This window comes from Pseudomonas paraglycinae, assembly GCF_021601625.1.
GTDB lineage: Bacteria > Pseudomonadota > Gammaproteobacteria > Pseudomonadales > Pseudomonadaceae > Aquipseudomonas > Aquipseudomonas paraglycinae.
Window position 1 is genome coordinate 37,200 of record NZ_BQHR01000025.1, and the last position, 26,803, is coordinate 64,002.

Sequence of the window (26,803 nt, forward strand, 5' to 3'; positions counted from 1 at the left end):
CCCGCCGTGCCACTAGAATGCTGCCCATCGGGTCACTGTCAACGGAATTGCCAATGCCGCTCAGATCTGCGTTTCACTCCCAACGTTCGCTGGTACTGACCCTCGTCGCCCTCCTCGGCGCAGGTTTCCTCGCCACCTCCCTGCTCAGCTACTACGCCTCGCGGGCATCGATCCGCGACAACATCGTCAACACCGAACTGCCGCTGACGTCCGACACGGTGTACTCGGAAATCCAGAAAGACCTCGTCAGACCGATCCTGATTTCCTCGATGATGTCCCGCGACACCTTCATGCGCGACTGGGTGGTGAACGGCGAGAAAGACAGCGACCAGATGACCCGTTACCTCGACGAGGTCATGACCCACTACGGCGCCTACACCGCGTTCTTCGTCTCCAACAGCACCCACACCTACTACCACGCCAAGGGCGTGCTCAAGCAGGTGAAAATCGACGAACCGCGTGACGCCTGGTACTTCCGCGTGCGCGACATGAAGGATCAGTACGAGATCAATGTCGACCCGGATCTGGCCAACAAAGACAACATGACCTTCTTCATCAACTACAAGGTCTACGACTACAACAATCGCTTCATCGGCGCCGCCGGCGTAGGGCTGACGGTGGACGCGGTAATCAAGCTGATCGACAAGTACCAGCAGCGCTATCAACGCAGCGTTTACTTCGTCGACACCTTCGGCCGACTGGTCTTGACCGGCGCCGAGGGTGGGCCGGAAGGGGCGCCAGTCGGGAAAAGCCTGAACGACCTCGAGAGCATGAAAAGCCTGGTCAGCCAGCTGCCCAAACCCCACAGCGGCAGCTACGAATATTCCACCCACGGCCAAGGACATTTCCTCAACGTGCGGTTCATTCCGGAGCTGAACTGGTACCTGTTTGTCGACAAACGCGAAGACGGCGCACTGAGCGAAATCCGCCAGTCGCTGTACCTCAACCTGCTGATCTGCCTGCTGGTGACGTTGATCGTGCTGGCCCTGGTCAACCGCTTGATCCGCCGCTATCAGGAAAAAATCCACGCCCAGGCCACCCTCGACAGCCTCACCGAACTGCCCAACCGCCGTGGCTTCGACCTGCTCGCCGTGCAAGCGCTGCACGAAGCTCACCGCGAGCCGAAACCGCTGACGGCGCTGCTGCTGGATCTGGATCACTTCAAGGTCTTGAACGACACCTACGGACACATGGCCGGCGATCAGGTGCTGATCGGTTTTGCCCGGGATCTGCAAAGTTGCCTTCGGCATTCCGACATCGTCTGTCGTTGGGGCGGTGAGGAATTTATCGTTCTGCTGAAGGACACCGACGGCGAGACCGGTCAGAAGATTGCCGAGAAGATCCGCCAGCACGTCGAACAGCATGAATATGCCTACAACGGTCACACCCTGAATCTGACGGTCAGCATCGGCGCCACCACCCTGCAACCGGATGACACCTTGCACAGTCTGCTGTCCCGGGCCGATCATGCGATGTACCGGGCCAAACAGACCGGCCGCAACCGCACCTGCGTGGAAATGCCTCACTCGACCTATGCCTGACATTCATGAACAAACCTGACCTCTGCCCGGCCTGCGGCGCACGCAACGACTGCAGCCTGGCCGACCCGCGCACCGCCGACCGTGCCTGCTGGTGCTACGGCGTTTCCATCGACCCGGCAGTGCTCGAAGCCTTGCCGGCGGAACTGCGCGACCAATCCTGCCTGTGCCCGCGTTGCGCTCAGGTCGAGGCGCAACTGCAAGCGGCCAGGCCGTCGATCCCGTAAGATGCGCGGCCCGCTTCCTGCCGATTCCTGATCATGCGCGTCGACCGTTTCCTCAGTAACCTGCCCCGCTACAACCGCAAGCAGGTTCGCCTGTTGCTGGCGGAAAAGCGCGTGCGCATTGACGGAAAAGTCGTCAGCGATCCCCACAGCGAAGTCCTGGAATTCAGCCGCGTCGAAGTCGACGACAAAGTGCTGCAAAGCGGCAAGTCGGCGCGCTATTTCATGCTGTACAAACCGCAAGGCTGCGTCAGCGCCACCCGCGATCCCGAGCATCCGACCGTGCTCGACCGGATCCACGAGCCGGACAAGGACGACCTGCACATCGCCGGGCGCCTGGACTTCAACACCACCGGATTGATGCTGATCACCAACGACGGCAACTGGTCGCGGCGCCTGACCCAGCCGCAGACCAAATTGCCGAAGGTCTATTACGTCGAGACCGAACAGGAGATCGGCCCGGAATATGCGATCAAGTTCGCTGAAGGGATCTACTTCGCCTTCGAAGACCTGACCACCCAACCGGCGCAGTTGCAAGTGCTCGGCCCACGAACGGCGCGGCTGAGCATCGTCGAAGGTCGTTACCATCAGGTGAAGCGCATGTTCGGTCACTTCAACAACAAAGTGTTGCGCCTGCACCGCGAATCCATGGGCCCGCTGCCGCTGGATCACGCGCTAAAACCGGGCGAGTACCGCGCCTTGCGCACCGAAGAGATTCATTTGTTCTAAGCAGCCGACCGCTCAGCAGAAGTTGTCGAACAATTTACCAACGGCACTTGCGCGATCCGGATCCCCCTGCTTGAATCAGGTCGTCGGCCAAATTGTGACCGATAAGTCACACATAACATCCAAGAAACTTTTTGTCGGTAGACAGCCCATCAGGGCTGCGCCTCAGCCGGCAGACTGCCCGCCAATAACAACACCCGTCGACCTGCCGTACCGGATCGACATGGGCCACAAAATTCCAGGCATATGCCTACCTGTCACAAAGCTCGTGCAATCTCATTTGCGCGCATACCCGCTTGCTTGCCAGGAGTCTTATGACATGAGGCCAGAAATCGCTGTGCTGGATATACAGGGTCAGTATCGGGTTTACACGGAGTTCTATCGCGCAGACGCCGCAGAAAAGACCATCATCCTGGTCAACGGCTCGATGGCCACGACTGCGTCGTTTGCACAAACCGTGAAAAATCTGCACCCGCAATTCAACGTGGTCTGCTACGACCAGCCCTACGCGGGCAAGTCGAAAGTCCACAACCGCCACGAGAAACATCTGACGAAAGAAGTCGAAGGTCTGATCCTGCTGGAGCTGATCGATCACTTCGCGGCCGAACACGTGCTGTCGTTCTCCTGGGGTGGCGCTGCGACCATGGTCGCCCTCGCGCATCAGCCTCGGCGCATCGAAAAAGCCGTGATCAGCTCGTTCTCGCCAGTAATCAACGCGCACATGCTCGATTACCTCGAACGCGGCGTCGAATGCCTCGGCAAACGCGACGGCGATCGGGTCGGCCACCTCGTCAACGACACCATCGGCAAACACCTGCCGTCGCTGTTCAAGCGCTTCAACTATCGCCACGTCAGCAGCCTGGCCGAGCACGAATACGGGCAGATGCATTTCCACATCAACGACGTGCTGCACAGCGACCGTCAGTGCTATCTGAACGCGGCGAAGAAAATCAACGTGCCGGTGCTGTTCATGAACGGCGAATGGGACGAGTACACCGCCGCTGAGGATGCGCGCCTGTTCGGCAGCCACGTGGCGCAGAGCACCTTCACCACCCTGCAGGCCACCGGGCACTTCCTCGACATGGAACACAAATCGGCCTGCCGGGACAGCCAGAACGCCCTGCTCGGTTTCCTGAAACCGGCGCAACAGGCCAGCCGAACGCGTTACCAGTTTGTCCAGGATCACCATGCATTGGCCATTTGAAACAGTGTCGTCGCGAGCAAGCCTGCGGGGCTGAGATTAAGCCGTCCTCCAGCCCGCAGCGCTTGCCCGCGATTGACCGATTTCGGCTCTGTTTCAAGACTTTCCGTAGTTCGCGTGCAAAGAAAACTTCAAATCCGTGGCCGAGTCTGGTACAAAGTCAGCCGCTCTGAGCGGGTGTCGTATAATGGCATTACTCCAGCTTCCCAAGCTGATAACGAGGGTTCGATTCCCTTCACCCGCTCCAATCGAATTTATGTCCTGCGTCGTGGTTTGACGGGGGATGAGCAAACAGAAAAAACCGGCCTTGATGGCCGGTTTTTTTGTGTCCGGGATTTGAGTTTTCATTAGTAAATCCAAAGATCGCTACCGTCGAAACAACCCTGCCCCTAATGCTCTATCGTGATCAGCTTATCGCTGCAAATTCCCCATACGCATGATCCTTCTCCGACGGCGAAATCAGGATTAAACCCTCTAAGCTACGCTCCGTATCCAGGCTAAATAAGCTGGTAACCAACCGGAAGAGGGATCGACCATGAACGACACCGCTATCCCCGAGGGCTTCACTCCGCTGACCCGCAGCAGTCCGCTGCTCGACTTGCTTGGCCCGATCTATACCAGAGGCAGTGGCTTGCAACTTGAAATCGGTCTGCGGACAGACTCACGACATGCCAACGGACGGGGCACGTTGCATGGCGGTGTATTGGCGACTTTGGCGGATGTCGGCATGGGTTACGCCATGGCATTCTCCAGCGACCCTCCCCTGCCATTGATCACGGCGAGTATGACCCTGGACTATCTCAGCGCGGTGCAGATCAATGAGTGGCTTGAGGTACGCGTTGAGCACTCCAAAAAAGGACGGCAGCTGGCGTTTGCCACTGTTGGGTTGCATGTCGGTGATCGAATGGTTGCCCGTGCCAGTGCGGTGTTCGCGGTGCCGCAGTAGTATCCCCCCTGCATCCAACCGGTCTTGATGACCGGTTTTTTGTGCCCGTTTCATTTCGCAGCAACGGCCCGCAATACACTCCCCATTCCGCTGAAGTATTCCCGCCTAGACTCCTTCGCGAACACCAGCCCCACCAAAGGACGATGACCGCTCGGTGGTTATAGTGTTGATCGATAAAAAATCGTGGGTATAGTACCCACCAAGCACACCACAGGGAGGTGTTGTGAATAGCCGTTTTCTAATTGGCCAGCTCGTCGCAGACGGTTGGTATCTGGTGCGGGTCAGGGGCAGTCATCATCACTTCAAGCATCCGACCAAACCTGGTCTGGTCACAGTGCCTCACCCGAAGAAGGATCTGCTCAAGAAAACGGCCATCAGTATTTTGCAGCAGGCGCTGCTCTGACTCATCAGGTCAATTGCGCCGTGGAGGACGACACATGCTTTACCCGATCGCGATTTCAGTGGGTGATGAAGGACATGCCTGGGGAGTGGAGGTGCCGGATATTCCGGGCTGCTTCTCCGCTGGAGATGATCTGGATGACGCGATGGCGATGGCCCGCGAAGCCATCGAAGGCCATTTCGAGATTCTGGCCGAAGACGGCTCGCCCATCCCGCCGGCCAACAAGGTCACACTGCATGCAGCCAACCCCAAATACGCTGGCTGCACGTGGGCGGTGGTTGATATCGATGTGACCAAATACCTGGGCAAAGCTCAGAAACTCAACATCACATTGCCCGGCTATTTGCTCAACCGTATCGATGAATACGTGTTGCACCATCCGGAAGAGAAAAGCCGCTCCGGATTCCTGGCCTCGGCGGCGCTCAAGGTTTTGCAGCAACGTTGAAGCGAATAAAAACCGGTCTTGAAGACCGGTTTTTTCTTGCCCGCTGAAACGTCGCATCGGCGTAGTTACTTGTTCGATTCAGCGACGCCGGGATTTAAGACAGCTTCACAATTGCTTGTTTCTACATAAATCTACCGACGTATAACGGGTGTCCCTATATACCGTTAGGTTTCACTATATTTTGCTCTTATCCGGCTCAGCCTTTTCACCAAAACAAAGCATCAGCCTTTCACCTCAACATGATCCAGCGCCTGATTCACCGCCAATTCCCCCAGCATCACCAACTGCGCAATGCCTATCGCGGTTCTGCGGTGGGTGGGGTCGAGGGTGGCGGCGAAGTTGTTGAGCATCTCGGATGCCGAGCCCAGGGACTCGCTGGCGTTGGCCAGCAGGGATTCGGTGTCGTAGGCCGGGTTGGCGAAGTACATCGGTTCGGGTTGTTTGGTCGTGCCCATGACATGGGCGCCGGGGCAGAGGTAATGATCGAGGGCGCGGTTGGCGGCGTCGTGGAGTTTTCTGCAGTCGATTGAGCTGTAGGGGGACGTTGGGTCGGTTTCGACTTCTGGGGGATTCGGGGTTGGCTTCTTCATAATGGCTTCTTTCTAGTCGATAGGTGGAGCTGACCTACTCGGTTCCAATCGAAGAGGTGGCAGCTGTACGCGAGTTGGAACCCGGGCGAAAAAAGCCAAAAACCCGACAGACTCGAAGTCTCTCGCGCACAGCCGCCATAACAAGAGTGCACACCATGAAGGCGGGCAAGCATACGTCATGAAAGCTGCTTTTGCTTTTTTGGGAAGTCGCCGGGGTTCCAATCCCGATCGCCGATTCATCAGCGACCCTCACAGGCTAGAGTCCGCACTTCCGACGGACAACCTGAAAACCTTGTGGGAAGGATCAGTAAACGGAACCCACTCTTTAAACATCCCGAATCGAAAAACCGCGTTTACAGATCCCCAACACTCCCCCGGTTCTCACACTCGCCACGACCCGCTAGCATTTCCCCATCGCCCACCACCCTCCCACTGCGCGGCCATCGACGAATACGCGCCTTCACGTTTCGAGGGATTCAAATCCGTGGCCTCCGAGCCACCCAAATCAAATTCAAAAGAGCAGCAAACCCATGACCCAGAACATCTACGACGACCCCGAGTTTTTCCAGGGCTACAGCCAGATGAACCGCTCCATCGGTGGCCTCGATGCCGCGCCGGAATGGCCCGCGTTGAAAGCCCTGCTGCCATCCCTGCACGGTTTGCAGGTAGTGGATCTGGGCTGCGGCTACGGCTGGTTCTGCCGCTGGGCCAGCGAACAGGGCGCGGCCGACGTACTGGGGCTGGATGTCTCGGAGAAAATGCTCGAACGGGCGAAGGAAACCACCTCGGCCGCGAACATCAGCTACGAACGTGCCGACCTGGAACACCTCGATTTGCCTGCGTGCACTTACGATCTGGCCTACAGCTCACTGGCCCTGCACTACATCAAGGATCTCTCTGGGCTGTTTGCCAAACTGCATACGGCGCTTAAACCCGGTGCGCATTTTGTGTTTTCCATCGAGCACCCGATCTTCATGGCGCCGCGCAATCCGGGCTGGCTGATCGACAGCGAGGGCCACAAGCGCTGGCCGCTGGACAGTTATCAAATGGAGGGCGAGCGGGTGACCAACTGGCTGGCCGATGGCGTGATCAAGCAGCATCGTACGGTCGGCACGCTGCTCAACGCGTTGATCGACGCCGGGTTCACGATTCAACACGTCAATGAATGGGGCCCGAGCGATGCCGAAGTGGCCGCGCAACCGGCGCTCGCTGAAGAGCGTGAGCGGCCGATGATGATGCTGGTCGCCGTACAGCGCTGACCGCAAAAAAAGGGCCGATCAAATCGGCCCTTTTTCATTTCAACGTGTGGCGACAATGAACAACCGCGGAAACGGCAACAACACCGAACCATCCGCCAGCGCCGGATAAGCCTTTGCAACCTCCGCCAGATAGTGCGCCAGATACTCAGCCCGCTCCGCTTCAGTCAGCGGACTGAGGAACGGAATCAGACCGCTGCCCTTGAACCACTCGACAACGCCTGAAGCCCCGCCCGCCAACTGATGGTGATAGGTGGTGCGCCACACATCGACCCGCGCGCAATGCGGACGCAGCATCGAAAAATAAGCACTGGCATCCGCCATCTCGGTCCGCTGCCCCGCCGCGCCCGCCAGTTTGTCGGCCCAAGGCCCGTTGGCCGCGACTTCGCGCATCAACCGATGGGACGGCTCGTTGAGGTTGTCCGGCATCTGAATCGCCAGACTGCCGCCCTGCGCCAGCTTGCCCGCCAGCGCCGGCAGCAACGTCGCGTGATCCGGCACCCACTGCAAAACCGCGTTGGCGAAGATCACATCGAACGGCCCTTCATCGGCCCATTTATCGATGTCCGCCACCGCGAACTGCAACTGCGGCAGACGCTTGCGCGCGGCGTCGATCATGTCCGGCGAACTGTCGAGCCCCTGCACTTTCGCCCCCGGAAAACGCTCCACCAACAACTCGGTCGAATTGCCGGGGCCACATCCGATATCGACCACAGAACGTGCCTCGGGCGTGGGAATCGCCGCCAGCAAGTCGCGGGCCGGGCGGGTGCGTTCATCTTCGAAAGTGACGTATTGCTTGGCGGACCAGGTCATTGCGTTCTCCTGTCGTGGACGTTCTGGCGAAACGTGGAAAAGCGGCTGCCGTCACGATACAGCGATCGTGTTTATCTGCCCTCCCCTACGTAGGTCCGATATCGCCGGGAACGCTGTTTTCGGCCGTGCCCACAGGGACTCAGAAAACTGTAAGTAGAATTTTCCGCCCACCCCCGATGTCTGAATTTCAAGCTCCCCCCAACAAGGAACACGGCCATGAAATTCGCAAAGATTTCGCAAACGCTGGCGCTCTGGGCCGGCAGCCCCAAGACGTTCATGGGGGCTTTGATTCTGATCGGGCTCTGGGGATTGAGCGGGCCGATTTTCGATTACAACGACACCTGGCAACTGATCATCAACACCTCGACCACGATCATCACGTTCCTGATGGTGTTCCTGATTCAGAACACCCAGAACCGCGACACCGACATCATTCATTTGAAACTCGATGAGTTGCTGCGGGTGAACAAGGAGGCGCAGAACGCGATGCTCGGGCTGGAGTCGCTGGATCTCAAGCAGCTGGAAGCGCTGCGCCGGCATTACCGGGCGATGGGCGAGAACGAGGTGTTCGACCTGGAAGGCCTTGGGGACAAGAGCAAGCCGAAACAGGATCTGAACGACTGTTGAAGAACGCAAAAACGGCGCCATGAGCGCCGTTTTTTTATTGCTGCGGATTTAGCGACTGGCCAGGGCCTTGGCCATTTCCAGATGACTCTGCAGTTTCGGCAGGGTCTCGTCGGCAAACGCCTTGATCTCGGGCACGTCGGTGGTCTGGGCTTCCTGCTGGATCTGCTGAATGGCCTCTTCCGTGGCTTTGACCTGGCTGGCGGCGTAGGCCTGATCGAAGCTGGCGCCTTCTTTGACTTCCGGCATCAACGCTTTGGCCTTGTCGGCGACTTCTTCGCGTGGCGCCACCGGGAGATCCAGTTTCTTGGCGATTTTCGCCAGGTGCTGGTTGGCGGTGGTGCGGTCGTTGATGACGACGATGGTGTAATCCTTGACCTCTTTGGATTCAGCCTTGCTGTGCGCCAGACGACTGGCCTCGATGTCGGCCATGCCTTTGGCCGAGGCCTCGTTGATGAAGTCGGCGGGCGACTGGGCAAAAGCGCTGCTGGCGAACAACCCCAGCAGGCTGACAAAACTGATGTGGCGTACTCGGGTGGCCATCCGGCTCATGGTCGCGCCCTCCTTCTGTGCAGATTCAAGCGGGAGCTTGCGCCCCCGCCTCTCAATCAAAACAACCTTCGCCGACTACTTCGATTTCTGAGCAGGCTTGCGGCCCATGTCGGTTTTTGGCTCTTTGTCGACAGTCGTGGTGGTGGTTTTCCCACCTTTGCGACCGGCTTCAGACGCCTTCGTTCGATCGTTGGCGAAGTTTCCCGAGTTCGAGTTTCTTGAGTTAGGCATGATTCTCTACCTCTTGGCATTGATCGTAAGCGAGCAGGTGCCCGCCTAGATTGAGAATTTCCTGACTGACAAAGGTTTAGAAAAGTTGCCGTCGCCGCGACGAACGGTGACCCGCCGATCAGCTGTCCAGCCTTTTATGATTCTGCCGTTTGGCGGCGTACATCACTTGATCGGCGTGACGAAACAGTTGCTGTTCCTCATCACCATGCTCGGGATAACGGGCCACGCCGATGCTCGGTTCGATGTGCAGGTTGTGCCCGTCCAGGCGCATGGGTTGCACCAGTACCTGTCGGATTTTTTCCGCGACACTGTCGGCATCGTCGGCGGCGTGGACGCTGTGCAACAGCACCACGAACTCGTCGCCGCCGATCCGCGCCACGGTGTCGGTCTCGCGCACGCAGCCCTTGAGCCGGTTGGCCACCGCCTGCAACAGCATGTCGCCGACCCCATGGCCAAAGGTGTCGTTGACCTGTTTGAAACGATCCAGATCGACGTATAGCAGCGCCATGTGCCCAGCCCGTTCCCGCGCATGGTTCAGCGCAGCCTTTAGCCGATCCCGCAGCAGTTCGCGGTTGGGCAACTGGGTCAGTTGATCGTATTGCGCCATGCGCCGCAGGCGGGCGTGCAGTTGCTGGCGTTCAATGGCGGTGGCGACCTGGGCGCAGACGTATTGCAGCAGTTCCTTGTCGCGTTCGGTGTAGCGCTCGCCACCGGCCAGGCTTTTGACGATCAGCGCGCCGATGGTGCGGTCTTTCGAACTCAGCGGCACGCCGAGCCAGCACGGCGATTGCTGGCCGGCCACCAGCGCGGCGAACTCCGGCGGCGCGTGAGGGCAATCCGGGGTCAGGAGGATTGGCTGGCGGCTGCGGATCACTTCCGCACACAGGCGTCCGGTGACGGTGCCGGGTTGCTCCGGTTGCAACTCGTCATCGTCGACGTGATAGGGAAAATTCAGCTGCGCGCAGTGTTCGTCGTACAGCGCCACCGAGAAATTCAGCGCCGGCAGCCATTCGCCAATAATCATATGGATGCGCTTGAACAGCGCCAGCAGATCCTCCGCCGCATGGGCCGCTTCAGAGATCGCGTACAACGCCGCCTGACGGGATTCGGCGAGTTTGCGCTCGGTGATGTCACGGGCCACGGCGATGCGCAGTTGATCGACTTCCGACCAGCGCGCCGACCACAGGATGTGCACGACGCTGCCGTCCTTGCGCACGTAGCGGTTTTCGAAATTGTGCTTGGGCTCGCCGCCCATGATGTCGCTCGCGGCGGCCAGGGTGCGCTCACGGTCGGCCGGGTAGACGTAGTCAATCATCGACTGGCCGATCAGTTCGTCAGGCGTGTAGCCGAGAATCCGCTCGCAGGCCGCGCTGACAAAAACGAAACGACCTTGCCTGTCGACCGCGCAAACGGCGTCCAGCAACAGATCGATGTAACTCGCCAGCGGCGCGGAATTTCGGCTTTCCATGGTTCAAAAAAGGTGTCCGGGCAATGCAGCACTGTTCAACCATCCATGACCTCGACCTCGCATCCCAGCGAATGTTTTCAAGCCTTGTTCGGTATCAGCCCTGGCAGCGCATGCACCAGCGCGTTGATGGCAAAACCGATGAACATGATCCCGCACAATCGGGTGATCGCCAGTTCATGACGCTGGTACAACGTACGCACCTGGCGCGCCCCGACGATGCCAATGAGGATAGCGTAGGCGAGCAATCCGCCGAGGAAACTCAAAGCGATCAGCATCGGCAGCATCGACCAGTTGAGCAGTTCGGCGCGGCTCGACAACAACGCAGTGAAGGTCGCCACCGCCACCGGGTAAGCCTTGGGGTTGGTCAGGCCGAACAGGATGCCGTGCCAGAACGGCTGACGCGCCACGCCCTGGGGCTGCTCGACGTTGCTGCGCTTGGCCCGTACCGCACGCCAGCCGAGCCAGAACAGGTACAGGCCGCTGAGTACGCCGAGTACATCGAACGCGGTGCTGCCGATTTCCCGGGCGCCGACAATCGCGATCAATGCCGTGCTGCACCAGATCACATCGCCCAGCAGGTGCCCGCACAGAAACCCCGCCCCGGCCCGCCGCCCGCGCGCGGCGCCGATGCCGAACACCGCCAGCACACCCGGCCCCGGCGTGATGCCGTAAATGAAACCCGAAGCCAGCACGGCCATTAGCAATGATGGAGTCATGGAAAACCTGCAAGTCCCGGAAAACGTGGCCGCCAGTCTATCCCAGCGGTTTGTGAATATTCACGACTCGTTGAAAAAACGCATCCCCGCATAAGGCTTTTGCCGACACGCGGCCAGTCGCGAGGCGAGATCGCCGACGTGGGCTTCGAGTTTGTGCCCGTCCGGGTCGAGGAAGTAGAACGACGCGCCTTCGCTGCGGTTGTCGCGCCATTCCTGCACGTTGGCGGCGCGAAGCTGTTGCACGAACAGCGGGAAATCCACTGCGCCAAGGCTGAAGGCGTAGTGGGTGTAGTCGGCGGCGGGCTCGGGATGGCGCTTCGAGTCTAGGGACAGGCACAACCAGAGGCCCGGAAGCGACAGATAGGCACCGGCGTCCCACGTGGCTTCGACTCGCAGCTTCAGCACGTCGCGGTAGAACCCGAGGCTGCGATCCAGATCGGTGACGGCGAGGGTCAGATGGTTGAGGCCGGTGAGCATCGGGTCAGTAACCTCTGAGGTTTTCGGGGACGGTGTATTGCTTGCCGTCGTAGGTCAGGGTGATTTGGGTTTTCTTCAGCGGGGAATCCTGAGAAACGCATTCCTTGCCGGCCTTGACGGTTTTCATCGCCGTGCCGCTTGAGGTGACGATCAGGTCGGAATAGCCGTTGTGGCTGACCGGGCCTATTTCCACGGTTCGGCGAATTTGCAGACCTTCACCCACACAGTTTTCCAGCCACTCACCGTTATTCTTGTAGACCACCAGGCCATCAAGTACCGGGCGCAGTTTATTACCCTCGCGCACATAGAGTGTCAGGTCGGTTTTTTCGTAGGGGATGGCGCTTGAATTGTGCGAGAACTTTGACCGCAGCCCGAACGCGCGAACATCCGGGGCCAGGCGATAGCGAGCGGTATCGACCAGCAGATCAGTGAAACGAATGGCATCGGAATTGTAGGCACCGGGTTTCGCATACGTCGCCAGCGTCTTCCAGTTGCTGGTATCGATGATCGCCAGATCCAGATCAAACACACCGGCATCGTCACTACCAGCATCTGGCACGTAGGTGGATTTGAGGGCAATCGCCTGATCCTTGAACGCCGGCCATGCCTTGCAGCGTGCCATTGACTGGTCGTTGTAATCCTTGGTGACGCAGGAAACCTGGGCCTGGGCTGGAGCGGTGATGGCCAGTAAGCCGAGAGCGATGAAAAGTCGGGTTGGGGTGAGCATTGTTCTTCCTTGAAATAAGTCGCGTTGGCTCTGTATCACTCGATGGCTTTGAAACCTTTAGGCAAAACGTAAGATTTTCCGTCGTAGCGAAGGGTTGTCAGCACAGGTTTACCGGTTGTGGTTTTCTCATCACAAGTGTCTGGATCACCTTTGCCAACAGTACCCGTAGTCACCGATTTGACGATCAGGTCGGCGTAACCATGAGAACTGGTCTTTCCAATCTCGATCGTGCGCAGGGTGCTCGCGCGTTCTCCCGCACAATTTCCATCCCACTCTCCGTTGTAGCCATACACCACAAGCCGATCCAGCACTGGCCGTAATGTGTCGCCCTCTTTCACGTAAAGGGACAGCGAAGTCTCATCCATGGGATTGACGCGTGAGGAGCCTTTGAAGACGACCCGAACACCAAAGGCCCGAGTTTCAGGGGTCAATTTGTAGCGCGCCGTATCGAACTCCAGATTTTCCAGCGCGAACGCATCGGACTGGAATGCAGAAGGCTTGTGATAGGTGGCCAGAGGCTCCGGATCCTCGACCGAGACAACAGAGAGCGCAAGATCGTAACTGCCGACATCACCGGTTTTGCCATATACCGGATCCGGCTCAAATTTAGAGACAGCCTTGAGCGTCAAACCTGGAAAGGCCGGCCACGCCTTGCACACTGAAAAGTCCCGCGCGCCCGTCACCGGCGCAGGCACACAATCAGCCAGCACCTGCCCCGCCATCAGCGCCCCACAAAGCGCCAGCCCCACAACAACCCCAGACTTCACTGTCACGCCCCGCTCCTTGATGTTTTTTCAGCCGCGCACTATCCCCTGCTCAATTCGCCGATTCAACCAGTTCAACGCCTGATCCCCGCCCCGCCGCTTGTGCCACGCCGATACAAACGTGAACGGCTCTATTTCAAACGGTGGCGGCACGACGATCAGCGATTCGTCATCCACCTCGTTCAACGCCCGCGAAGCCACGGTCAGGATCAGATCCGTGCCGCTGATGAACCGCGGCGCAACGCTCCAGTGCGGCAGGCTGATGGCGACGCGACGGCGTTCGCGCAGGGCGGTCAGGGTGCGTTCGATTTCCGGGGTGCCGCTGCCGCGCATTTCCAGTAAGACATGGGGACGGGAGAGATAGGTTGGCAGGTCGAGAACACCTCCGGCGGGAAGGCTCTGGCGATCCAGGAGGCAGACGTAGCGCTCTTCGAACAGCGGCGTGCTGCGCAGTTCGCCGGGCAATTCGGGGAGTACGCCGGCGGCGAGGTCGATGTCGCCGTTGAGCAGGCCTTCGACCATGCCTTCGCGGCTGGCATGGCTGATTTGCAGGTCGATGCCCGGCGCTTCCGCGCGCAGAGTGCGAATCAGCCCGGGCAGGATGAGCGCCGCGCCGTAGTCCGACATCGCGAGGCGAAAGGTCCGACGGGCGCTGGCAGGATCAAAGGTGTTCGGCGCCAGCAGCGATTGCACCTGAGCCAGGGTTTCGGCCAGCGGCGCCGCCAGCTCCAGCGCCCGCGCGGTGGGCACCAGCCCGGAACCGGCACGCACCAGCAACGGATCACCCAGCAAGTCGCGCAGACGCGCCAACGCGTGGCTGACTGCCGGTTGGCTCAGGTGCAGGCGCTCGGCAGCGCGGGTCACGTGCTGCTCGCCGAGCAAGGCGTCGAGGATCACCAGCAGATTGAGATCGATACGGCGCAGATCATTCATTAGGTGCATGTCCCGGATACAAAAACAGAATTTAAATCTGCGCGACGAATACCCTAGAGTCCAGCAAAACCTTGCCGGAGAACGATCATGGGAACGTTGCAGTGGGTCGGATTGCTGCTGTTGGCGGTATTCGCCGGGGCGGTGGTGCCGTTTCAGAGTGCGATCAACATCAATCTGGCGCGCGGGTTGGGGCATCCGCTGTGGGCGACGCTGACCTCGCTGGTGGTGAGCGTGCTGGTGCTGTTGCCGGTGATTGTCGCCTTGCGCCTACCGTTGCCGTCGCTGGCCCTCGCCGGCAAGCTGCCGTTGTGGATGTGGACCGGCGGCGCGTTCGGGGTGTGCTTCGTCGCATTGGCGGTGGTGTTGCTGCCGAAGCTGGGGGCTTCGGGATTTCTGGCGCTGGCTTTGGCCGGGCAAATGATCACGTCAATCTTGCTGGATCACTTCGGCCTGTTCGGGCTGGTGGAGAAGCACCTGACATTGCCGCGCCTGTTCGGCGCGGTGTTGTTGATGGCGGGAGTGGCGTTGATCCAGTTCTCCCCGACGCTGGAAAAGAGCGCCACAGCCGTTGGATAAGGGTTCAAGCGTAGGCTCTCTAGCACCGGACTTGTCGGGCATTTCATCGCTTCACAGCCCGGCAAGGCTTCGCCCTACAAGTAAATCTCCAACAGCCGTCAATGCTATCGGACGCAGCCGATTCTGACCTTGCATAGCTCTCTGTAAAGTCTGGCAACACACACAATTTGCAACACCCCATGGATTGCCCTGCTCAAGGAGAGCTGCCTATGAATCACCTGACGGAATCCGCCAACACTTTCTCCAATTACCGCAAAGTCATCGCTTTGGCAGACCACGATTGGGAGGCCGCCGAAGCCGGAAAAATCGCCGCACTCAACGTCGAGGTCAAAGGCTGCAATCACTTGCTTGATCAGCACGGGCGCCAACTTCATCATTTCTGCACCACCTCCTATCTGGGTCTCGACCACCACCCTGCCCTGCTTGAAGGCGCCATCGCGGCGCTGCGTGAAACCGGGACACTGCGCGTTGCCAATTCGAAAAACCGCTGCAAGCTGGCACTGCTCGATCAGTACGAAAACGAGCTGTCGCAATTGTTTGGCGCGGTGTGTCTGAGCAGTCTGTCCTGCAGCGCCGCGAGCGCCGGGATCCTGCCGCTGCTGGCCAGTGGCGTGTTCACGCACAACCGTCCGCCGGTGATGGTGTTCGACCGCTTGGCCCACTATTCGATGAATCACCTGAAAGCCAGTTGCGCCGACGAAACCCAGGTACTGACCGGCCCTCACAACGACATGGATTTTCTCGAATCGGTGTGCCAGCGCCACACAACCGTCGCCTATATCGCCGACGGTGCCTACAGCATGGGCGGCGTCGCCAACCTGGACGGCCTGCTGTATCTGAAAGAACGTTACGGCCTGTTTCTTTATCTGGACGACTCCCACGCATTGTCGGCGGTGGGCAGCAACGGTGCCGGCCTTGTACGGCCAAGAATGCCGGCACTGGAAGAGGACTGCCTGATCGTCGCTTCGCTGGCCAAATCGTTCGGGGCGAGCGGCGGTCTGGTGATGCTCGGCAATCAGCGGCAGAAGACATTGATCCAGCGTTACGGCGGGCCGAGCAACTGGTCGCAAAGCCTCAATTGCGCGGCCATTGGTGCGGGCCTCGCGTCGATCGAGCTGCATCGCAGTGCAGAACTGAGGGCCTTGCAGGTTCGGCTCCAGGCCAATATTCGCCTGTTCGACAGCCTCTTGAGCACCGAACAGCACGGCAGCTCCATGGCCATCCGCTTGATCAACTGTGGCGACGCCGCCCTGGCCAATCGAATCGCCATTGAACTGGCCGAACACGGTTTTTTCACCAGCGCCGTGTTTTTCCCGGTGGTAGCCCAGGGCAAAGCCGCGATCCGCGTTACGCTGCGCGCCGACATGGAATCGACACTGATCCACCACTTCTGTGATTTGATCACCGACCTGTTAATGACTCACGGTAGCGATCGCCACCGCTGAACCTTCACGGACGACTTATGAACCCCGGCCTCATTCTGCTTATCACCTGCTCCACCGTGTTCCTCGCCCAGTTGGGCATGAGCATCTACCTGCCGGCGTTACCGCAGATCGCCGGGCACTTGCACGTCGATGCAACACAGGTGGCCTGGGGCTTGTCGCTGTACCTGATCGGCATGGCGCTGCCGATGCTGCTCTGGGGCAGTCTGGCCCAGCGCATCGGCCGCAAACCGGTGCTGCTGGCGGCGCTGGGGATTTATGGTCTGGCGAATCTGGCGCTGCCGCTGGGCTCGACACTGGAGACATTCCTGTTGCTGCGACTGCTTCAGGGGATCGGCGCCAGCGGTATTTCGGTGATGGCACGGGTGCTGATTCGTGACAGCTTCCGGGGCGATCTGCTGGCGAAGGCACTGTCGTGGATTTCGATTTCGTTCGTTGTCGCGCTGGGGATCGGGCAATACGCCGGTTCGCTCATTCAGGTGACGCTGGGCTGGCAGGCGATCTTTTATCTGCTGGGGGCGGTCAGCCTGTTGATGGCCGCGATTGTCTCGCGCCTGAATTTTCCGAAACTCGTCGAAGCGTCCACAACCGCTTCGCCTTGGGCGGTCTACCGAACGATCCTGATCCATCGGGCGTTTCTTCTGCCGGCGCTCGCGGGCGGTCTGGGTTATGGGGTGATCATCGCGTTCAACAGCGCTGTGCCGTTGATTCTGCAAGGCCCGTTCAACTGGTCGACGACTGAATATGGGTTGCTGGGCTGGCCGATCAGCGCCGCATATTTTCTGGGGGCGCTGGCGGTCAATCGCTTTGTGCTGCGTACCGGTCAGCACCGGTTGATGACACTGGGGGTCGGGCTGGTGATGGCCGGCACTGGCGTGATGCTGGCTGGCAGCCTGTTGGCCAGCTCGATGGCCTGGCTGCTTTGGCTGCCTTACTGCGTCGCCGTGTTCGGTCAGTCGCTGAACTATCCGATCAGCCTGTCACGGGCCAACGATGGCGCGCCGATCGCCGGCGCTTACGCGATGGCCCTGAGCGGTTTCATCCACCAATTGATGGCCGCACTGATCGGTGCGGTGGCCAGCCTGCTCGCCAGTCCGCAGGCATGGCCGCTTTCGATGCTGTGCTGCGTTCTTGCATTGGGCGCGGTGCTCAGCACGAGGTTCACGCCCGGTCGCCAGCCCGCTTAAAACGCGCTGCGGAAAATCTCCTCGATCTGCCGCTGATCCGCCGCCCGCGGATTGGTGAAGCCGCAGGCGTCTTTCAGGGCGTTGGCGGCGAGTACCGGGATGTCGGTGCACTTGGCGCCCAGATCACGCAATCCGCCGGGAATCTCCACGTCTCTAGCCAAACAACGGATCGCATCAATCGCGGCTTTTGCGCCCTCTTCCGGACTGAAACCACGAATATCGGCGCCCATGGCGTGGGCCACGTCAGTGAGGCGGTCGGCGCAGACCAGCGCGTTGAACGTCTGCACATGCGGCAACAACACCGCGTTGCACACCCCGTGAGGCAGATCGTAGAAACCGCCCAACTGGTGCGCCATCGCATGCACGTAACCGAGGGACGCATTGTTAAACGCCATGCCCGCGAGGAACTGCGCGTACGCCATGTTTTCCCGCGCGGCCAGGTCGCTGCCGTCGCGCACGGCCAGACGCAGGTTGTTGCTGATCAGGGTCATGGCCTTCAGCGCGCAGGCGTCGGTGATCGGGTTGGCGGCGGTGGAAACGTAGGCTTCGATCGCGTGGGTCAGTGCGTCCATGCCAGTGGCGGCGGTCAGGCCTTTCGGCATGGCGACCATCAGCGCCGGGTCGTTGACCGACAGCAGCGGCGTGACGTTGCGGTCGACGATGGCCATTTTCACGTGGCGGGTTTCGTCGGTGATGATGCAGAACCGGGTCATTTCGCTGGCCGTGCCGGCGGTGGTGTTGATGGCGATCAGCGGCAGTTGTGGCTTGGTCGATTGATCGACGCCTTCGTAGTCACGGATCTGCCCGCCGTTGGTGGCGCACAACGCGATGCCCTTGGCGCAGTCGTGGGGCGAGCCGCCACCGAGGGACACCACGAAATCACAGTGGCTGTCCTTGAGCAGCGCCAGCCCGGCCTCGACGTTGGCGATGCTCGGGTTCGGTTTGGCGCCGTCGAAGATCACTGAATCGATGTCCTGCATCGCCAGTTTCTCGGCAATCATGGTCGCCACGCCAGCCCTGGCCAGACCGGCGTCGGTGACGATCAGCGCCTTGCGAAAACCGTAGTTGCGGATCGCATTCATCGCTTCGTCGAGGCAGCCGCTGCCCATGATGTTTACCGCGGGAATGAAAAAGGTGCTGCTCATGGCGCGTCTCCTGGCTGGGGCCGAATCGACGCTTGCAATTCGGCGGGTGCGCAAAGGATCGACCGATCGGTCACGGCGGATGTTGATCTGGCTCAATGCCCGCTCGTGATAAAGTCGCCGTCCATCTGCCCCTTTGTTTTGAGACGTGCCCTGCAATGAGCGATTTTCTGGATGTCGACGCCACCCTCGAAGACTGGAACGCGTTGCGCGCCACCACCGACTTCAGCGGTCTGCTGCTGGGCAACGGCGCCAGTCGCGCGGTGTGGGACGATTTCGGCTACGACTCGCTGTTCGAAAACGCCCGCACGGTGGAAGAAAAGCCCCTGAGCCCGTCGGAACTGAGCGTGTTCGACGCGATGCAGACGCGCAGCTTCGAGCAGGTGCTCGGCGCGCTGAAAACCACCAGCCGGGTCAACAAGGCTTTGGCCGTCAGCTCGGCCGCGCCGCGCAACCGCTACTACGCGATCAAGGAAGCGCTGATCAACACAGTGCACGCGGTGCACATCCCGTGGCGGCTGATCGAAGCCTCGACTTTGGCGACCCTGAACAGTGAACTGGCGAGCTATCGCACGGTGTTCACCACCAATTACGATTTGCTCAATTACTGGGCCCTGCAACATCAGGGCGAGGTGATCGACGACCTGTTCAACGGCCCCGATGCGAGTTTCGATTTGTGCGAAAGCAGCACTGAAAAACCGCGTCTGCTGTACCTGCACGGCGGCCTGCATCTGGTGCGCAATCAGGACGGCACCGCGCGCAAACTGACCGCCACCGAGGGCACGCTGCTCGGCAGTTTCGCGATCAACAACACGATCAAGACGCTCGACGACGTGCCGCTGTTCGTCAACGAAGGGCCGAGCGCCGACAAGCTCAAGACCATCCGCAGTTCCGATTACCTGTCGTTCTGCTACGACCAGTTACTCGGTCACGGTGACAACCTGTGCATCTTCGGCCACGCCCTGGGCGAACAGGACAGCCACCTCGTGCGCGCCCTGCGTCTGGCGAAACCGAAGACCGTGGCGATCTCGATCTACCCGCGCAGCGCGGCGTTCATCCAGCACCAGAAGCGGCACTACGCGAAGCTGTTCGAGGGCACGGGCGTCGAGTTGCGGTTCTTTGATTCCAAGAGCCATGCGCTGGGGAATCCGAAGCTGTCGGTGCCGGTCGAGGTCTGATCACTCCTCCTCCCTGCTGTGCACCACCACCAGCAACTGCGCCTGCACCTCGCCCACTGAGCGGATGCGATGGGGTTTCTGCGCATTGAAGTGCAGCGCATCGCCCCGCTCCAGCAGCACCCGTTCGTTCACGAAGTCCACTTCGACTCGACCTTCGTGGACGAACAGAAACTCCTCGCCCAAGTGTTCCTTGAAGGTTTTGTCAGTGAATTCGCTCGGCGGGTAAATGATGAACGGCAGCAGGCTGCGCTCGCTGACCTGATGGGCCAGCACTGCGTAGCCGGGGCTGTGGTCGTTGGCCGCCAGCGACTGGCGTTCGTGGCTGCGCACCAGGCTGTAGCTGTCGAGGCTGACGTTGTCTTCGGAGAACAGCTCCTCGACTTTCACGTTCAGCGCCTTGGCCAGTTTCAGCGCGGCGGCAATCGACGGCGTGTTCAACCCGCGCTCGACCTTCGACAGGTAACTCTTGGTCATGCCGGATTTCTCGGCCAGCGCCTCAAGGGTTACGCCAAGTTTTTTTCTCAATAATTTCAAACGGATAGACATGCGAAGCGATTAATCCAGCAAAGGAAAGACGATTTGTCCTTGCCAATGACACAAAGTGTCATATAGCCTCTTAAGTGTCATCCATGGCAACCACCACAGGACACGGATATGGCGAAGACATTAGCACTACCCAAAGACGAACTGGTCAAGCAAGCGCTGACCCAGATGCAAAAAAGCCTGGCGGATAATACGTGGACAGACCGGCAAAAGCTGGCCCTGACCTGCCGGATCCTCTTCGAGAACGGCCACGATTCGGGCCTCGCCGGGCAGATCACCGCCCGTGGCCCGCAGCCGGGCACTTACTACACTCAGCAACTGGGCCTGGGTTTCGACGAAATCACCGCGAGCAATCTGCTGCTGGTCAACGAAGACCTGGAAGTGCTCGAAGGCCACGGCATGGCCAACCCGGCCAACCGTTTCCACAGCTGGGTGTACCGTGCCCGGCCGGACGTGAACTGCATCATCCACACCCACCCGACGCACATTGCCGCGCTGTCGATGCTGGAAGTGCCGCTGCAGATTTCCCACATGGACCTGTGCCCGCTGTACGACGATTGCGCGTTCCTTGAAGGCTGGCCGGGTGTGCCGGTGGGCAACGAAGAAGGCGAGTTGATTGCCGGGGCCTTGGGCGACAAACGGGCGATCCTGCTTTCCCACCACGGGCAGCTGTCCACCGGGACGACCATCGAGGAAGCCTGTGTCATCGCGCAACTGATCGAGCGCGCCGCCAAGCTGCAATTGCTGGCGATGGCCGCCGGGACGATCAAGCCGATCATCCCCGAGCTGGGTCGCGAGGCGCATGACTGGGTATCGAAACCGAAACGCCACGCCGCGGCCTTCAACTACTACGCCCGGCAGAACCTGCGTCAGCACGCCGATTGCCTGAACTGAACACCTCATCCTTGCGGAGCACTCTCATGTCCAACATTCACGGCATCATCGGCTACACCATCACCCCCTTCAGCGCCAACGGCGAAGGCGTTGACCTGCCGGCCCTCGGCCGCTCCATCGACCGGCTGATCGCCGACGGCGTCCACGCCATTGCGCCACTGGGCAGCACCGGCGAGGGCGCCTACCTGAGCGATGCGGAGTGGGACCAGGTCGCCGAATTCAGCATCAAGCACGTCGCCAAGCGCGTGCCGACCGTGGTCAGCGTGTCCGACCTGACCACCGCCAAAGCGGTACGCCGCGCCCGTTTCGCCGAAGCCCATGGCGCCGACGTAGTGATGGTGCTGCCGACGTCCTACTGGAAGCTGACCGAGGCGGAAATCCTCGCCCACTACCGCGCCATCGGCGACAGCATCGGCGTGCCGATCATGCTCTACAACAACCCGGCCACCAGCGGCACCGACATGTCGGTGGAGCTGATCCTGCGTATCGTCAACGGCGTGGAAAACGTGACCACGGTCAAGGAGAGTACCGGCGACATCCAGCGCATGCACAAGCTGCAACTGCTCGGCGAAGGCCGGGTGCCGTTCTACAACGGCTGCAACCCGCTGGCGCTGGAAGCCTTCGCTGCTGGGGCCAAAGGCTGGTGCACGGCGGCACCGAACCTGATCCCGCAGCTCAACCTGGATTTGTACGAAGCCACACTGGCAGGGGATCTGGGCAAGGCGCGGGAGCTGTTCTACCGCCAGTTGCCGCTGCTGGACTTCATCCTCAAGGGCGGTTTGCCGGCGACGATCAAGGCCGGTCTGCGACTGACCGACCTGGAAGTCGGCGATCCACGCTTGCCGGTGTTCCCGCTGAGCGAGGCCGGGCGTAATCAGTTGCAGGCCATTCTCAAAAGCCTGAGCTGATTTCAAGGTACACACCAACCCTGTGGGAGCGAGCTTGCTCCCACAGGGTTTTGTGTTGGATTCAAAGCACCGGCAGTGTCTTGTCCTTGATCACTTTGGACGGCCCGTTGGTCTTGACGCTGGCGATGCCTTTGGCACACGCCGCGTCCGATGAATAGGATTCGCTGCTGCCGATGATCTGGTGATTGGCCGCCTTGAGGTTGAAGTAAGGATGGCCGTCCTTCGTCGATTTTTTCTCGTAGCGGTCATCCAGCGGGCTGTTGGTCTGCACCGAAGCAATGCCGTTTTCGGCGGCCGTGCGGGTGGTGTACAGCTCGCTGATCAGAATGGTTTCTGCATTAGCCGCTTTCAGCACGAACCTGTACTGGCCGTTGCTGCTTTTACTGATTTCGTACCATCCGGACATGCTGTTTTTCTCCTTTTCGAGGTGTCACAGGGTGATTTTAGTCCCAAGCAAACCAAGGAAACCGGCCAGCCATTTCGGGTGCGCCGGCCAGGCGGGCGCGGTGGCCAGGTTGCCCTGGACATGGCCGTCCGTGACCGGGATGTCGATGTAGGTGCCGCCGGCCAGCCGGACTTCCGGGGCGCAGGCCGGATAGGCGCTGCACTCGCGACCTTCGAGAATCCCCGCTGCCGCCAGCAGTTGCGCGCCGTGACAGACAGCGGCAATTGGCTTGCCGGCCTTGTCGAAAGCTCGCACCAGTTCGAGGACTTTTTCGTTCAGCCGCAGGTATTCCGGAGCGCGTCCACCGGGCACCAGCAGTGCGTCGTAATCCTTGGCATCGACCTTGGCGAAATCGAAGTTCAGGGCGAACTGGTGACCGGGCTTTTCGCTGTAGGTCTGGTCGCCTTCGAAATCGTGGATCGCGGTGCGCACGGTCTTGCCGGCGGCTTTATCCGGGCACACGGCGTGCACGGTGTGACCGACCATTTGCAGGGCCTGGAACGGCACCATCACTTCGTAGTCTTCGACGTAATCGCCGACCAGCATCAGAATCTTTTTCGCGGCCATGGACAGGACTCCTCTGGTGAATGCGCAGGAATATTCACAGTAGCCCAAGGACCGCGATGGCGTTCGCAAACTGTATGGATAACTCTGCGCTCAGCTGTAACAGGCCGATTGCCGTGGTTTGTGGCTAGATGAAGACACCTCCCTGCCACCCTCGAATCTGGTTGCCCTCATGTCTTCGCGCGAAAACACCGGCATGGCCCTCGGCCTGCTCGGCGTGGTGATTTTCAGCCTTACCCTGCCCTTCACCCGCATCGTGGTGCAGGAACTGCACCCGCTGCTCAATGGCCTCGGCCGCGCCTTGTTCGCGGCGATTCCGGCAGCGGCGCTGTTGTTGTGGCGACGGGAAAAGTGGCCGACCTGGAAGCAAGTCAAAGGCCTGAGCCTGGTGATTGCCGGGGTGATTCTCGGTTTCCCGGTGCTGTCGGCGTGGGCCATGCAGACCTTGCCGGCGTCCCATGGCGCGCTGGTCAACGGTTTGCAGCCGCTGTGCGTGGCGCTGTACGCCGCGTGGCTGTCCCATGAACGCCCGTCGAAAGCCTTCTGGGCCTGCGCCGCGTTGGGCAGTGCGCTGGTGCTGGGTTATGCGTTGTACACCGGCGCCGGCAGCATTCAGGCCGGGGATTTGTTGATGTTGGGTGCGATCGCGGTAGGCGGTCTGGGTTATGCCGAGGGCGGGCGTCTTGCCCGCCAGATGGGCGGCTGGCAAGTGATCTGCTGGGCGCTGGTGCTGTCGACGCCGCTGCTGATCGGCCCGGTGCTGTATCTGGCTTTCCAGCATCAGGGCGCGGTGTCGGCGAAAACCTGGTGGGCCTTCGGCTACGTCGCGCTGTTTTCGCAGTTCTTGGGGTTCTTCGCCTGGTACGCCGGGCTGGCCATGGGTGGCATTGCCCGGGTCAGTCAGATCCAGTTGCTGCAGATCTTCTTCACCATCGCGTTTTCCGCGCTGTTCTTCGGCGAACACGTGGAGCCGATCACCTGGCTGTTCGCCTGCGGCGTGATCGCGACGGTGATGCTCGGGCGCAAGACCGCGGTGCGCCCGGCTCAACCGGGCACATTACCGGCCGGGGTTCAGCTCAAGCCTTGAGCTTCAGCAAACCGTCAGCGAGCAGCAGGGTTTCGAGGCAGTGCTCGCTGATCTGGTAGAACGCTTTCAATTCCTGAATCTTCACCAGCAGCTGAGTCGGGTCCACCGGCTCGGCGCGCTTCACGGCGAGGATCATCTTGTTCTTGTTGGTGTGGTCCAGCGAGATGAACTCGAACACCTTGGTCTCGTAACCGCAGGCTTCGAGGAACAGCGCACGCAGGCTGTCGGTAACCATTTCCGCCTGCTGGCCCAGGTGCAAGCCGTATTGCAGCATCGGCTTGAGCAGCGCCGGGCTCTGGATCTGCAAGCGGATCTGTTTGTGGCAGCACGGCGAGCACATGATGATCGAGGCGCCGGAGCGGATGCCGGTGTGGATCGCGTAGTCGGTGGCGATGTCGCAGGCATGCAGGGCGATCATCACGTCCAGCTCGCTCGGCGCCACGCTGCGCACATCGCCGCACTTGAACACCAGCCCTGGGTGTTCCAGCTTCGCGGCGGCGGTGTTGCACAGATTGACCATCTCTTCGCGCAACTCGACGCCGGTCACTTCGCCCTCGGCCTTCAACGTGTTGCGCAAATAATCATGGATGGCGAACGTCAGGTAACCCTTGCCCGAACCGAAATCCGCCACCCGCACCGGTTTGTCCAGAGCCAGCGGCGACGAGGTCAGCGCGTGGCTGAAGACTTCGATGAACTTGTTGATCTGCTTCCACTTGCGCGACATCGCCGGAATCAGCTCGTGCTGGGCGTTGGTCACGCCCAGATCCTTCAGGAACGGCCGGTTCAGATCGAGGAAGCGGTTTTTCTCGCGGTTGTGCTCGGCGGACGGCACTTCGCGCAATTGCTGGGGTTTGCTCATAAACAGCGAGCTCTTGCCCTTTTTGCTGTATTCGAGCTGGGCTTCGTCAGTCAACGCCAGCAAATGCGCATTTTTGAACGCCGCCGGCAGCAGCCCGGCAATCGTCGCCACCGCTTCGTCCAGCGGCAGGTTCTTGGTGATGTCGCGGGTCTTGTAGCGATAAACGAACGACAGGCACGGCTGCGCCTTGACCGTCACCGGTTTGATGATGATCCGCTGCAGATCCGCTTCTTCGCCGACGTACTTGGCCAGCACCAGTTTGATGAAACCATTCTGTTCGAGGCTGGTTTGCAGCAGCTCGATGAACCGGGCGTGGTGATCGGACGCCGGTTTGGCAGATGCGGAAGGAGCGGTAACGGACATGGGAAAAAGCGGCCTCGGACGGGCAAATCGGGAATGGCCGCTAGTTTAGGGGGGATGGGAGTCGGGGACACGCTCTTATTTACCGAACGGCGTTTAAAAGCGGCCCTCACCCCAGCCCTCTCCCGGAGGGAGAGGGAGCCGACCGAGATGTCTTTCGCTATCCATCGACCTGAAATATCGAGTCGATTATGGATTCAACGCCAATCGTTCAAGTCGGTGTATCTCCTCAATATCCCCCAATCGGCTCCCTCTCCCTCCGGGCGGTCCGACGTTTCGGGAGGGCTGGGGTGAGGGCTGCGATATCAAGTCTTACAACACTGCCGAAACTACCCCAACACCACCAAGCGATTGGGCAACTCATTCCTGACCTGCGTCACTGGCACATGCACCTTGAGCAACTCGCCGCACGCCTCGATACAAGTGACGAAGCCCTGCAACGTCTGCCCCTGCCGTACCTGCTCGGTAAACGCCGCGACAATCGAGTCCCAGCTCTTGTTATCCAGCTTTTTGGAAATCCCTTCATCCACCAGAATTTCCACGTAGCGCTCCGCCTCGCAGACAAAAATCAGCATGCCGGTGCTGCCCACCGTGTGATGCAGGTTCTGTTCGAGAAACTGCCGACGCGCCAGGTTCGAGGCGCGCCAGTGCCGAACGTGGCGGGGGATCAGATGAGTGGTGACCTTGGGCAGGCGAAACACCAGGCACAGCACGACAAAACTGACCCACTGCACCAGCAACAGGCTGTGCATCGTCAACCAGCCGGTCAGGTAATGCACGATCCCCGGCACCACCAGCGCCAGCAGACTGGCCCATAGCAGCGGGATGTACGCGTAGTCGTCGGCGCGGGCCGCGAGCACCGTCACCAGTTCGGCGTCGGTGTCGCGCTCGACCCGGGCGATGGCCTCGGCGACCTTGCGTTGTTCGTGTTCAGTCAGTAATGCCATGTCGTGTTGTGCCTGCTCATTATTGTTATCACCAGCCGCC

The 26,803-nt window shown here is 60.1% G+C and carries 32 protein-coding genes and 1 tRNA gene; 17 read left to right on the forward strand and 16 right to left on the reverse strand.

What is annotated here, in order from left to right; translation table 11 throughout:
- Positions 1-53 precede the first annotated feature (53 nt).
- The 8 genes from L6D82_RS26550 (at position 54) to L6D82_RS26585 (ending at position 5,480) form a co-directional block, all read left to right on the forward strand.
- The gene (locus tag L6D82_RS26550; protein ID WP_236191968.1) at positions 54-1,541 is read left to right on the forward strand and encodes a sensor domain-containing diguanylate cyclase; all 1,488 of its coding nucleotides are present in this window, start codon (positions 54-56) and stop codon (positions 1,539-1,541) included.
- A gap of 5 nt (positions 1,542-1,546) precedes the next feature.
- Entirely contained in the window at positions 1,547-1,765 is a 219-nt protein-coding gene (locus L6D82_RS26555) for a cysteine-rich CWC family protein (RefSeq protein ID WP_236191969.1), read from the forward strand.
- A gap of 33 nt (positions 1,766-1,798) precedes the next feature.
- A complete protein-coding gene (locus tag L6D82_RS26560; protein ID WP_236191970.1) occupies positions 1,799-2,491 on the forward strand; it encodes a pseudouridine synthase in 693 nt (230 codons plus the stop codon).
- Between the two features lie 316 nt (positions 2,492-2,807).
- Positions 2,808-3,692: an alpha/beta fold hydrolase gene (locus L6D82_RS26565; RefSeq protein ID WP_102685948.1), complete on the forward strand. Its 885-nt coding sequence runs from the start codon at positions 2,808-2,810 to the stop codon at positions 3,690-3,692.
- Between the two features lie 170 nt (positions 3,693-3,862).
- Positions 3,863-3,936: transfer RNA gene (locus L6D82_RS26570), tRNA-Gly, on the forward strand.
- 288 nt (positions 3,937-4,224) lie between these two features.
- Positions 4,225-4,635 carry a PaaI family thioesterase gene (locus tag L6D82_RS26575; RefSeq protein ID WP_039772722.1) on the forward strand — a complete coding sequence of 137 codons (411 nt, stop codon included), beginning with the start codon at positions 4,225-4,227 and terminating at the stop codon, positions 4,633-4,635.
- A gap of 223 nt (positions 4,636-4,858) precedes the next feature.
- Positions 4,859-5,038: a type II toxin-antitoxin system HicA family toxin gene (locus tag L6D82_RS26580; protein WP_007957952.1), complete on the forward strand. Its 180-nt coding sequence runs from the start codon at positions 4,859-4,861 to the stop codon at positions 5,036-5,038.
- Positions 5,039-5,072: 34 nt separating this feature from the next.
- Positions 5,073-5,480, forward strand: a complete 408-nt coding sequence (locus tag L6D82_RS26585) for a type II toxin-antitoxin system HicB family antitoxin (protein ID WP_007957951.1) — start codon at positions 5,073-5,075, stop codon at positions 5,478-5,480.
- Positions 5,481-5,701: 221 nt separating this feature from the next.
- On the opposite strand, the gene L6D82_RS26590 is transcribed toward L6D82_RS26585, so the two are convergent.
- Positions 5,702-6,070, reverse strand: a complete 369-nt coding sequence (locus L6D82_RS26590; RefSeq protein WP_236191971.1) for a DUF6124 family protein — start codon at positions 6,068-6,070, stop codon at positions 5,702-5,704.
- 530 nt (positions 6,071-6,600) lie between these two features.
- Here L6D82_RS26590 and L6D82_RS26595 point away from each other — a divergent pair.
- Positions 6,601-7,329 carry a class I SAM-dependent methyltransferase gene (locus L6D82_RS26595; RefSeq protein WP_236191972.1) on the forward strand — a complete coding sequence of 243 codons (729 nt, stop codon included), beginning with the start codon at positions 6,601-6,603 and terminating at the stop codon, positions 7,327-7,329.
- A gap of 39 nt (positions 7,330-7,368) precedes the next feature.
- Here L6D82_RS26595 and tam read toward each other — a convergent pair whose 3' ends face one another.
- Entirely contained in the window at positions 7,369-8,139 is a 771-nt protein-coding gene (gene tam, locus L6D82_RS26600) for a trans-aconitate 2-methyltransferase (RefSeq protein ID WP_236191973.1), read from the reverse strand.
- A 216-nt stretch (positions 8,140-8,355) separates the two neighbouring features.
- Between tam and L6D82_RS26605 the strand changes: the two genes are divergently transcribed.
- A complete protein-coding gene (locus L6D82_RS26605) occupies positions 8,356-8,766 on the forward strand; it encodes a low affinity iron permease family protein (protein ID WP_102685907.1) in 411 nt (136 codons plus the stop codon).
- A gap of 48 nt (positions 8,767-8,814) precedes the next feature.
- Here L6D82_RS26605 and L6D82_RS26610 read toward each other — a convergent pair whose 3' ends face one another.
- From L6D82_RS26610 to L6D82_RS26645, 8 genes are all read right to left on the reverse strand, one after another.
- Positions 8,815-9,315 carry a DUF4142 domain-containing protein gene (locus L6D82_RS26610; protein WP_134022660.1) on the reverse strand — a complete coding sequence of 167 codons (501 nt, stop codon included), beginning with the start codon at positions 9,313-9,315 and terminating at the stop codon, positions 8,815-8,817.
- A gap of 75 nt (positions 9,316-9,390) precedes the next feature.
- Positions 9,391-9,546, reverse strand: coding sequence for a KGG domain-containing protein (locus tag L6D82_RS26615; protein ID WP_077045875.1), 156 nt, complete (start codon positions 9,544-9,546; stop codon positions 9,391-9,393).
- 118 nt (positions 9,547-9,664) lie between these two features.
- Entirely contained in the window at positions 9,665-11,014 is a 1,350-nt protein-coding gene (locus tag L6D82_RS26620) for a sensor domain-containing protein (RefSeq protein ID WP_236191974.1), read from the reverse strand.
- Positions 11,015-11,091: 77 nt separating this feature from the next.
- Positions 11,092-11,730, reverse strand: coding sequence for a LysE family translocator (locus tag L6D82_RS26625; protein WP_236191975.1), 639 nt, complete (start codon positions 11,728-11,730; stop codon positions 11,092-11,094).
- Between the two features lie 60 nt (positions 11,731-11,790).
- Positions 11,791-12,207 (reverse strand): fosfomycin resistance glutathione transferase, encoded by a 417-nt coding sequence (gene fos / locus L6D82_RS26630; RefSeq protein WP_236191976.1) that lies wholly within the window; start codon positions 12,205-12,207, stop codon positions 11,791-11,793.
- A gap of 4 nt (positions 12,208-12,211) precedes the next feature.
- Positions 12,212-12,934: a PA3715 family protein gene (locus L6D82_RS26635; protein WP_236191977.1), complete on the reverse strand. Its 723-nt coding sequence runs from the start codon at positions 12,932-12,934 to the stop codon at positions 12,212-12,214.
- A 35-nt stretch (positions 12,935-12,969) separates the two neighbouring features.
- Entirely contained in the window at positions 12,970-13,707 is a 738-nt protein-coding gene (locus tag L6D82_RS26640) for a PA3715 family protein (protein WP_102685902.1), read from the reverse strand.
- A 21-nt stretch (positions 13,708-13,728) separates the two neighbouring features.
- Positions 13,729-14,640 (reverse strand): LysR family transcriptional regulator, encoded by a 912-nt coding sequence (locus tag L6D82_RS26645; protein WP_176240489.1) that lies wholly within the window; start codon positions 14,638-14,640, stop codon positions 13,729-13,731.
- A 78-nt stretch (positions 14,641-14,718) separates the two neighbouring features.
- Between L6D82_RS26645 and L6D82_RS26650 the strand changes: the two genes are divergently transcribed.
- From L6D82_RS26650 to L6D82_RS26660, 3 genes are all read left to right on the forward strand, one after another.
- The gene (locus tag L6D82_RS26650) at positions 14,719-15,207 is read left to right on the forward strand and encodes a DMT family transporter (RefSeq protein WP_236191978.1); all 489 of its coding nucleotides are present in this window, start codon (positions 14,719-14,721) and stop codon (positions 15,205-15,207) included.
- Between the two features lie 209 nt (positions 15,208-15,416).
- A complete protein-coding gene (locus L6D82_RS26655) occupies positions 15,417-16,652 on the forward strand; it encodes an aminotransferase class I/II-fold pyridoxal phosphate-dependent enzyme (protein WP_102717492.1) in 1,236 nt (411 codons plus the stop codon).
- 17 nt (positions 16,653-16,669) lie between these two features.
- Entirely contained in the window at positions 16,670-17,836 is a 1,167-nt protein-coding gene (locus tag L6D82_RS26660) for an MFS transporter (protein ID WP_236191979.1), read from the forward strand.
- On the opposite strand, the gene yiaY is transcribed toward L6D82_RS26660, so the two are convergent.
- Complete coding sequence (gene yiaY, locus L6D82_RS26665; RefSeq protein WP_102685897.1) at positions 17,833-18,981, reverse strand: L-threonine dehydrogenase; 1,149 nt, start codon at positions 18,979-18,981, stop codon at positions 17,833-17,835. The two genes, L6D82_RS26660 and yiaY, sit on opposite strands and share 4 nt — an antisense overlap.
- Before the next feature lie 155 nt (positions 18,982-19,136).
- Between yiaY and L6D82_RS26670 the strand changes: the two genes are divergently transcribed.
- Positions 19,137-20,156, forward strand: a complete 1,020-nt coding sequence (locus tag L6D82_RS26670; RefSeq protein ID WP_236191980.1) for a DUF4917 family protein — start codon at positions 19,137-19,139, stop codon at positions 20,154-20,156.
- Here L6D82_RS26670 and L6D82_RS26675 read toward each other — a convergent pair whose 3' ends face one another.
- Positions 20,157-20,702, reverse strand: coding sequence for a helix-turn-helix domain-containing protein (locus L6D82_RS26675; RefSeq protein ID WP_236191981.1), 546 nt, complete (start codon positions 20,700-20,702; stop codon positions 20,157-20,159).
- 108 nt (positions 20,703-20,810) lie between these two features.
- On the opposite strand from L6D82_RS26675, the gene L6D82_RS26680 reads away from it, so the two are divergent.
- Both L6D82_RS26680 and L6D82_RS26685 read left to right on the forward strand, forming a co-directional pair.
- Positions 20,811-21,593 carry an aldolase gene (locus L6D82_RS26680; RefSeq protein ID WP_007957912.1) on the forward strand — a complete coding sequence of 261 codons (783 nt, stop codon included), beginning with the start codon at positions 20,811-20,813 and terminating at the stop codon, positions 21,591-21,593.
- A gap of 26 nt (positions 21,594-21,619) precedes the next feature.
- Complete coding sequence (locus tag L6D82_RS26685) at positions 21,620-22,501, forward strand: dihydrodipicolinate synthase family protein (RefSeq protein ID WP_236191982.1); 882 nt, start codon at positions 21,620-21,622, stop codon at positions 22,499-22,501.
- A 61-nt stretch (positions 22,502-22,562) separates the two neighbouring features.
- Here L6D82_RS26685 and L6D82_RS26690 read toward each other — a convergent pair whose 3' ends face one another.
- Positions 22,563-22,907 carry a YegP family protein gene (locus tag L6D82_RS26690; RefSeq protein WP_236191983.1) on the reverse strand — a complete coding sequence of 115 codons (345 nt, stop codon included), beginning with the start codon at positions 22,905-22,907 and terminating at the stop codon, positions 22,563-22,565.
- Positions 22,908-22,931: 24 nt separating this feature from the next.
- A complete protein-coding gene (locus tag L6D82_RS26695) occupies positions 22,932-23,513 on the reverse strand; it encodes a DJ-1/PfpI family protein (RefSeq protein ID WP_007957909.1) in 582 nt (193 codons plus the stop codon).
- Positions 23,514-23,682: 169 nt separating this feature from the next.
- Here L6D82_RS26695 and L6D82_RS26700 point away from each other — a divergent pair, with 169 nt between their 5' ends.
- On the forward strand, positions 23,683-24,597 hold the full coding sequence (locus L6D82_RS26700; RefSeq protein ID WP_085747260.1) for a DMT family transporter: 915 nt from the start codon (positions 23,683-23,685) through the stop codon (positions 24,595-24,597).
- Here the strand turns inward: L6D82_RS26700 and L6D82_RS26705 are convergent.
- The gene (locus L6D82_RS26705; protein ID WP_236191984.1) at positions 24,587-25,819 is read right to left on the reverse strand and encodes a class I SAM-dependent methyltransferase; all 1,233 of its coding nucleotides are present in this window, start codon (positions 25,817-25,819) and stop codon (positions 24,587-24,589) included. The genes L6D82_RS26700 and L6D82_RS26705 overlap by 11 nt on opposite strands.
- A 326-nt stretch (positions 25,820-26,145) precedes the next feature.
- Positions 26,146-26,763: a TPM domain-containing protein gene (locus L6D82_RS26710; RefSeq protein WP_085605448.1), complete on the reverse strand. Its 618-nt coding sequence runs from the start codon at positions 26,761-26,763 to the stop codon at positions 26,146-26,148.
- Positions 26,764-26,803 lie beyond the last annotated feature (40 nt).

Excerpts from the sequence above, each read along its gene's own strand:
- L6D82_RS26675 (WP_236191981.1), bottom strand. The coding sequence starts at position 20,702 with ATGTCTATCCGTTTGAAATTATTGAGAAAAAAACTTGGCGTAACCCTT.
- L6D82_RS26695 (WP_007957909.1), bottom strand. The coding sequence starts at position 23,513 with ATGGCCGCGAAAAAGATTCTGATGCTGGTCGGCGATTACGTCGAAGAC.
- L6D82_RS26615 (WP_077045875.1), bottom strand. The coding sequence starts at position 9,546 with ATGCCTAACTCAAGAAACTCGAACTCGGGAAACTTCGCCAACGATCGA.
- L6D82_RS26685 (WP_236191982.1), top strand. The coding sequence starts at position 21,620 with ATGTCCAACATTCACGGCATCATCGGCTACACCATCACCCCCTTCAGC.
- L6D82_RS26620 (WP_236191974.1), bottom strand. The coding sequence starts at position 11,014 with ATGGAAAGCCGAAATTCCGCGCCGCTGGCGAGTTACATCGATCTGTTG.
- L6D82_RS26705 (WP_236191984.1), bottom strand. The coding sequence starts at position 25,819 with ATGTCCGTTACCGCTCCTTCCGCATCTGCCAAACCGGCGTCCGATCAC.
- L6D82_RS26655 (WP_102717492.1), top strand. The coding sequence starts at position 15,417 with ATGAATCACCTGACGGAATCCGCCAACACTTTCTCCAATTACCGCAAA.
- tam (WP_236191973.1), bottom strand. The coding sequence starts at position 8,139 with ATGACCTGGTCCGCCAAGCAATACGTCACTTTCGAAGATGAACGCACC.
- L6D82_RS26605 (WP_102685907.1), top strand. The coding sequence starts at position 8,356 with ATGAAATTCGCAAAGATTTCGCAAACGCTGGCGCTCTGGGCCGGCAGC.
- L6D82_RS26625 (WP_236191975.1), bottom strand. The coding sequence starts at position 11,730 with ATGACTCCATCATTGCTAATGGCCGTGCTGGCTTCGGGTTTCATTTAC.
- L6D82_RS26680 (WP_007957912.1), top strand. The coding sequence starts at position 20,811 with ATGGCGAAGACATTAGCACTACCCAAAGACGAACTGGTCAAGCAAGCG.
- L6D82_RS26555 (WP_236191969.1), top strand. The coding sequence starts at position 1,547 with ATGAACAAACCTGACCTCTGCCCGGCCTGCGGCGCACGCAACGACTGC.
- L6D82_RS26590 (WP_236191971.1), bottom strand. The coding sequence starts at position 6,070 with ATGAAGAAGCCAACCCCGAATCCCCCAGAAGTCGAAACCGACCCAACG.
- L6D82_RS26565 (WP_102685948.1), top strand. The coding sequence starts at position 2,808 with ATGAGGCCAGAAATCGCTGTGCTGGATATACAGGGTCAGTATCGGGTT.
- L6D82_RS26690 (WP_236191983.1), bottom strand. The coding sequence starts at position 22,907 with ATGTCCGGATGGTACGAAATCAGTAAAAGCAGCAACGGCCAGTACAGG.
- L6D82_RS26595 (WP_236191972.1), top strand. The coding sequence starts at position 6,601 with ATGACCCAGAACATCTACGACGACCCCGAGTTTTTCCAGGGCTACAGC.
- fos (WP_236191976.1), bottom strand. The coding sequence starts at position 12,207 with ATGCTCACCGGCCTCAACCATCTGACCCTCGCCGTCACCGATCTGGAT.
- L6D82_RS26670 (WP_236191980.1), top strand. The coding sequence starts at position 19,137 with ATGAGCGATTTTCTGGATGTCGACGCCACCCTCGAAGACTGGAACGCG.
- L6D82_RS26645 (WP_176240489.1), bottom strand. The coding sequence starts at position 14,640 with ATGCACCTAATGAATGATCTGCGCCGTATCGATCTCAATCTGCTGGTG.
- L6D82_RS26635 (WP_236191977.1), bottom strand. The coding sequence starts at position 12,934 with ATGCTCACCCCAACCCGACTTTTCATCGCTCTCGGCTTACTGGCCATC.
- L6D82_RS26710 (WP_085605448.1), bottom strand. The coding sequence starts at position 26,763 with ATGGCATTACTGACTGAACACGAACAACGCAAGGTCGCCGAGGCCATC.
- L6D82_RS26585 (WP_007957951.1), top strand. The coding sequence starts at position 5,073 with ATGCTTTACCCGATCGCGATTTCAGTGGGTGATGAAGGACATGCCTGG.
- L6D82_RS26650 (WP_236191978.1), top strand. The coding sequence starts at position 14,719 with ATGGGAACGTTGCAGTGGGTCGGATTGCTGCTGTTGGCGGTATTCGCC.
- L6D82_RS26660 (WP_236191979.1), top strand. The coding sequence starts at position 16,670 with ATGAACCCCGGCCTCATTCTGCTTATCACCTGCTCCACCGTGTTCCTC.
- L6D82_RS26700 (WP_085747260.1), top strand. The coding sequence starts at position 23,683 with ATGTCTTCGCGCGAAAACACCGGCATGGCCCTCGGCCTGCTCGGCGTG.
- L6D82_RS26560 (WP_236191970.1), top strand. The coding sequence starts at position 1,799 with ATGCGCGTCGACCGTTTCCTCAGTAACCTGCCCCGCTACAACCGCAAG.
- L6D82_RS26610 (WP_134022660.1), bottom strand. The coding sequence starts at position 9,315 with ATGAGCCGGATGGCCACCCGAGTACGCCACATCAGTTTTGTCAGCCTG.
- yiaY (WP_102685897.1), bottom strand. The coding sequence starts at position 18,981 with ATGAGCAGCACCTTTTTCATTCCCGCGGTAAACATCATGGGCAGCGGC.
- L6D82_RS26575 (WP_039772722.1), top strand. The coding sequence starts at position 4,225 with ATGAACGACACCGCTATCCCCGAGGGCTTCACTCCGCTGACCCGCAGC.
- L6D82_RS26550 (WP_236191968.1), top strand. The coding sequence starts at position 54 with ATGCCGCTCAGATCTGCGTTTCACTCCCAACGTTCGCTGGTACTGACC.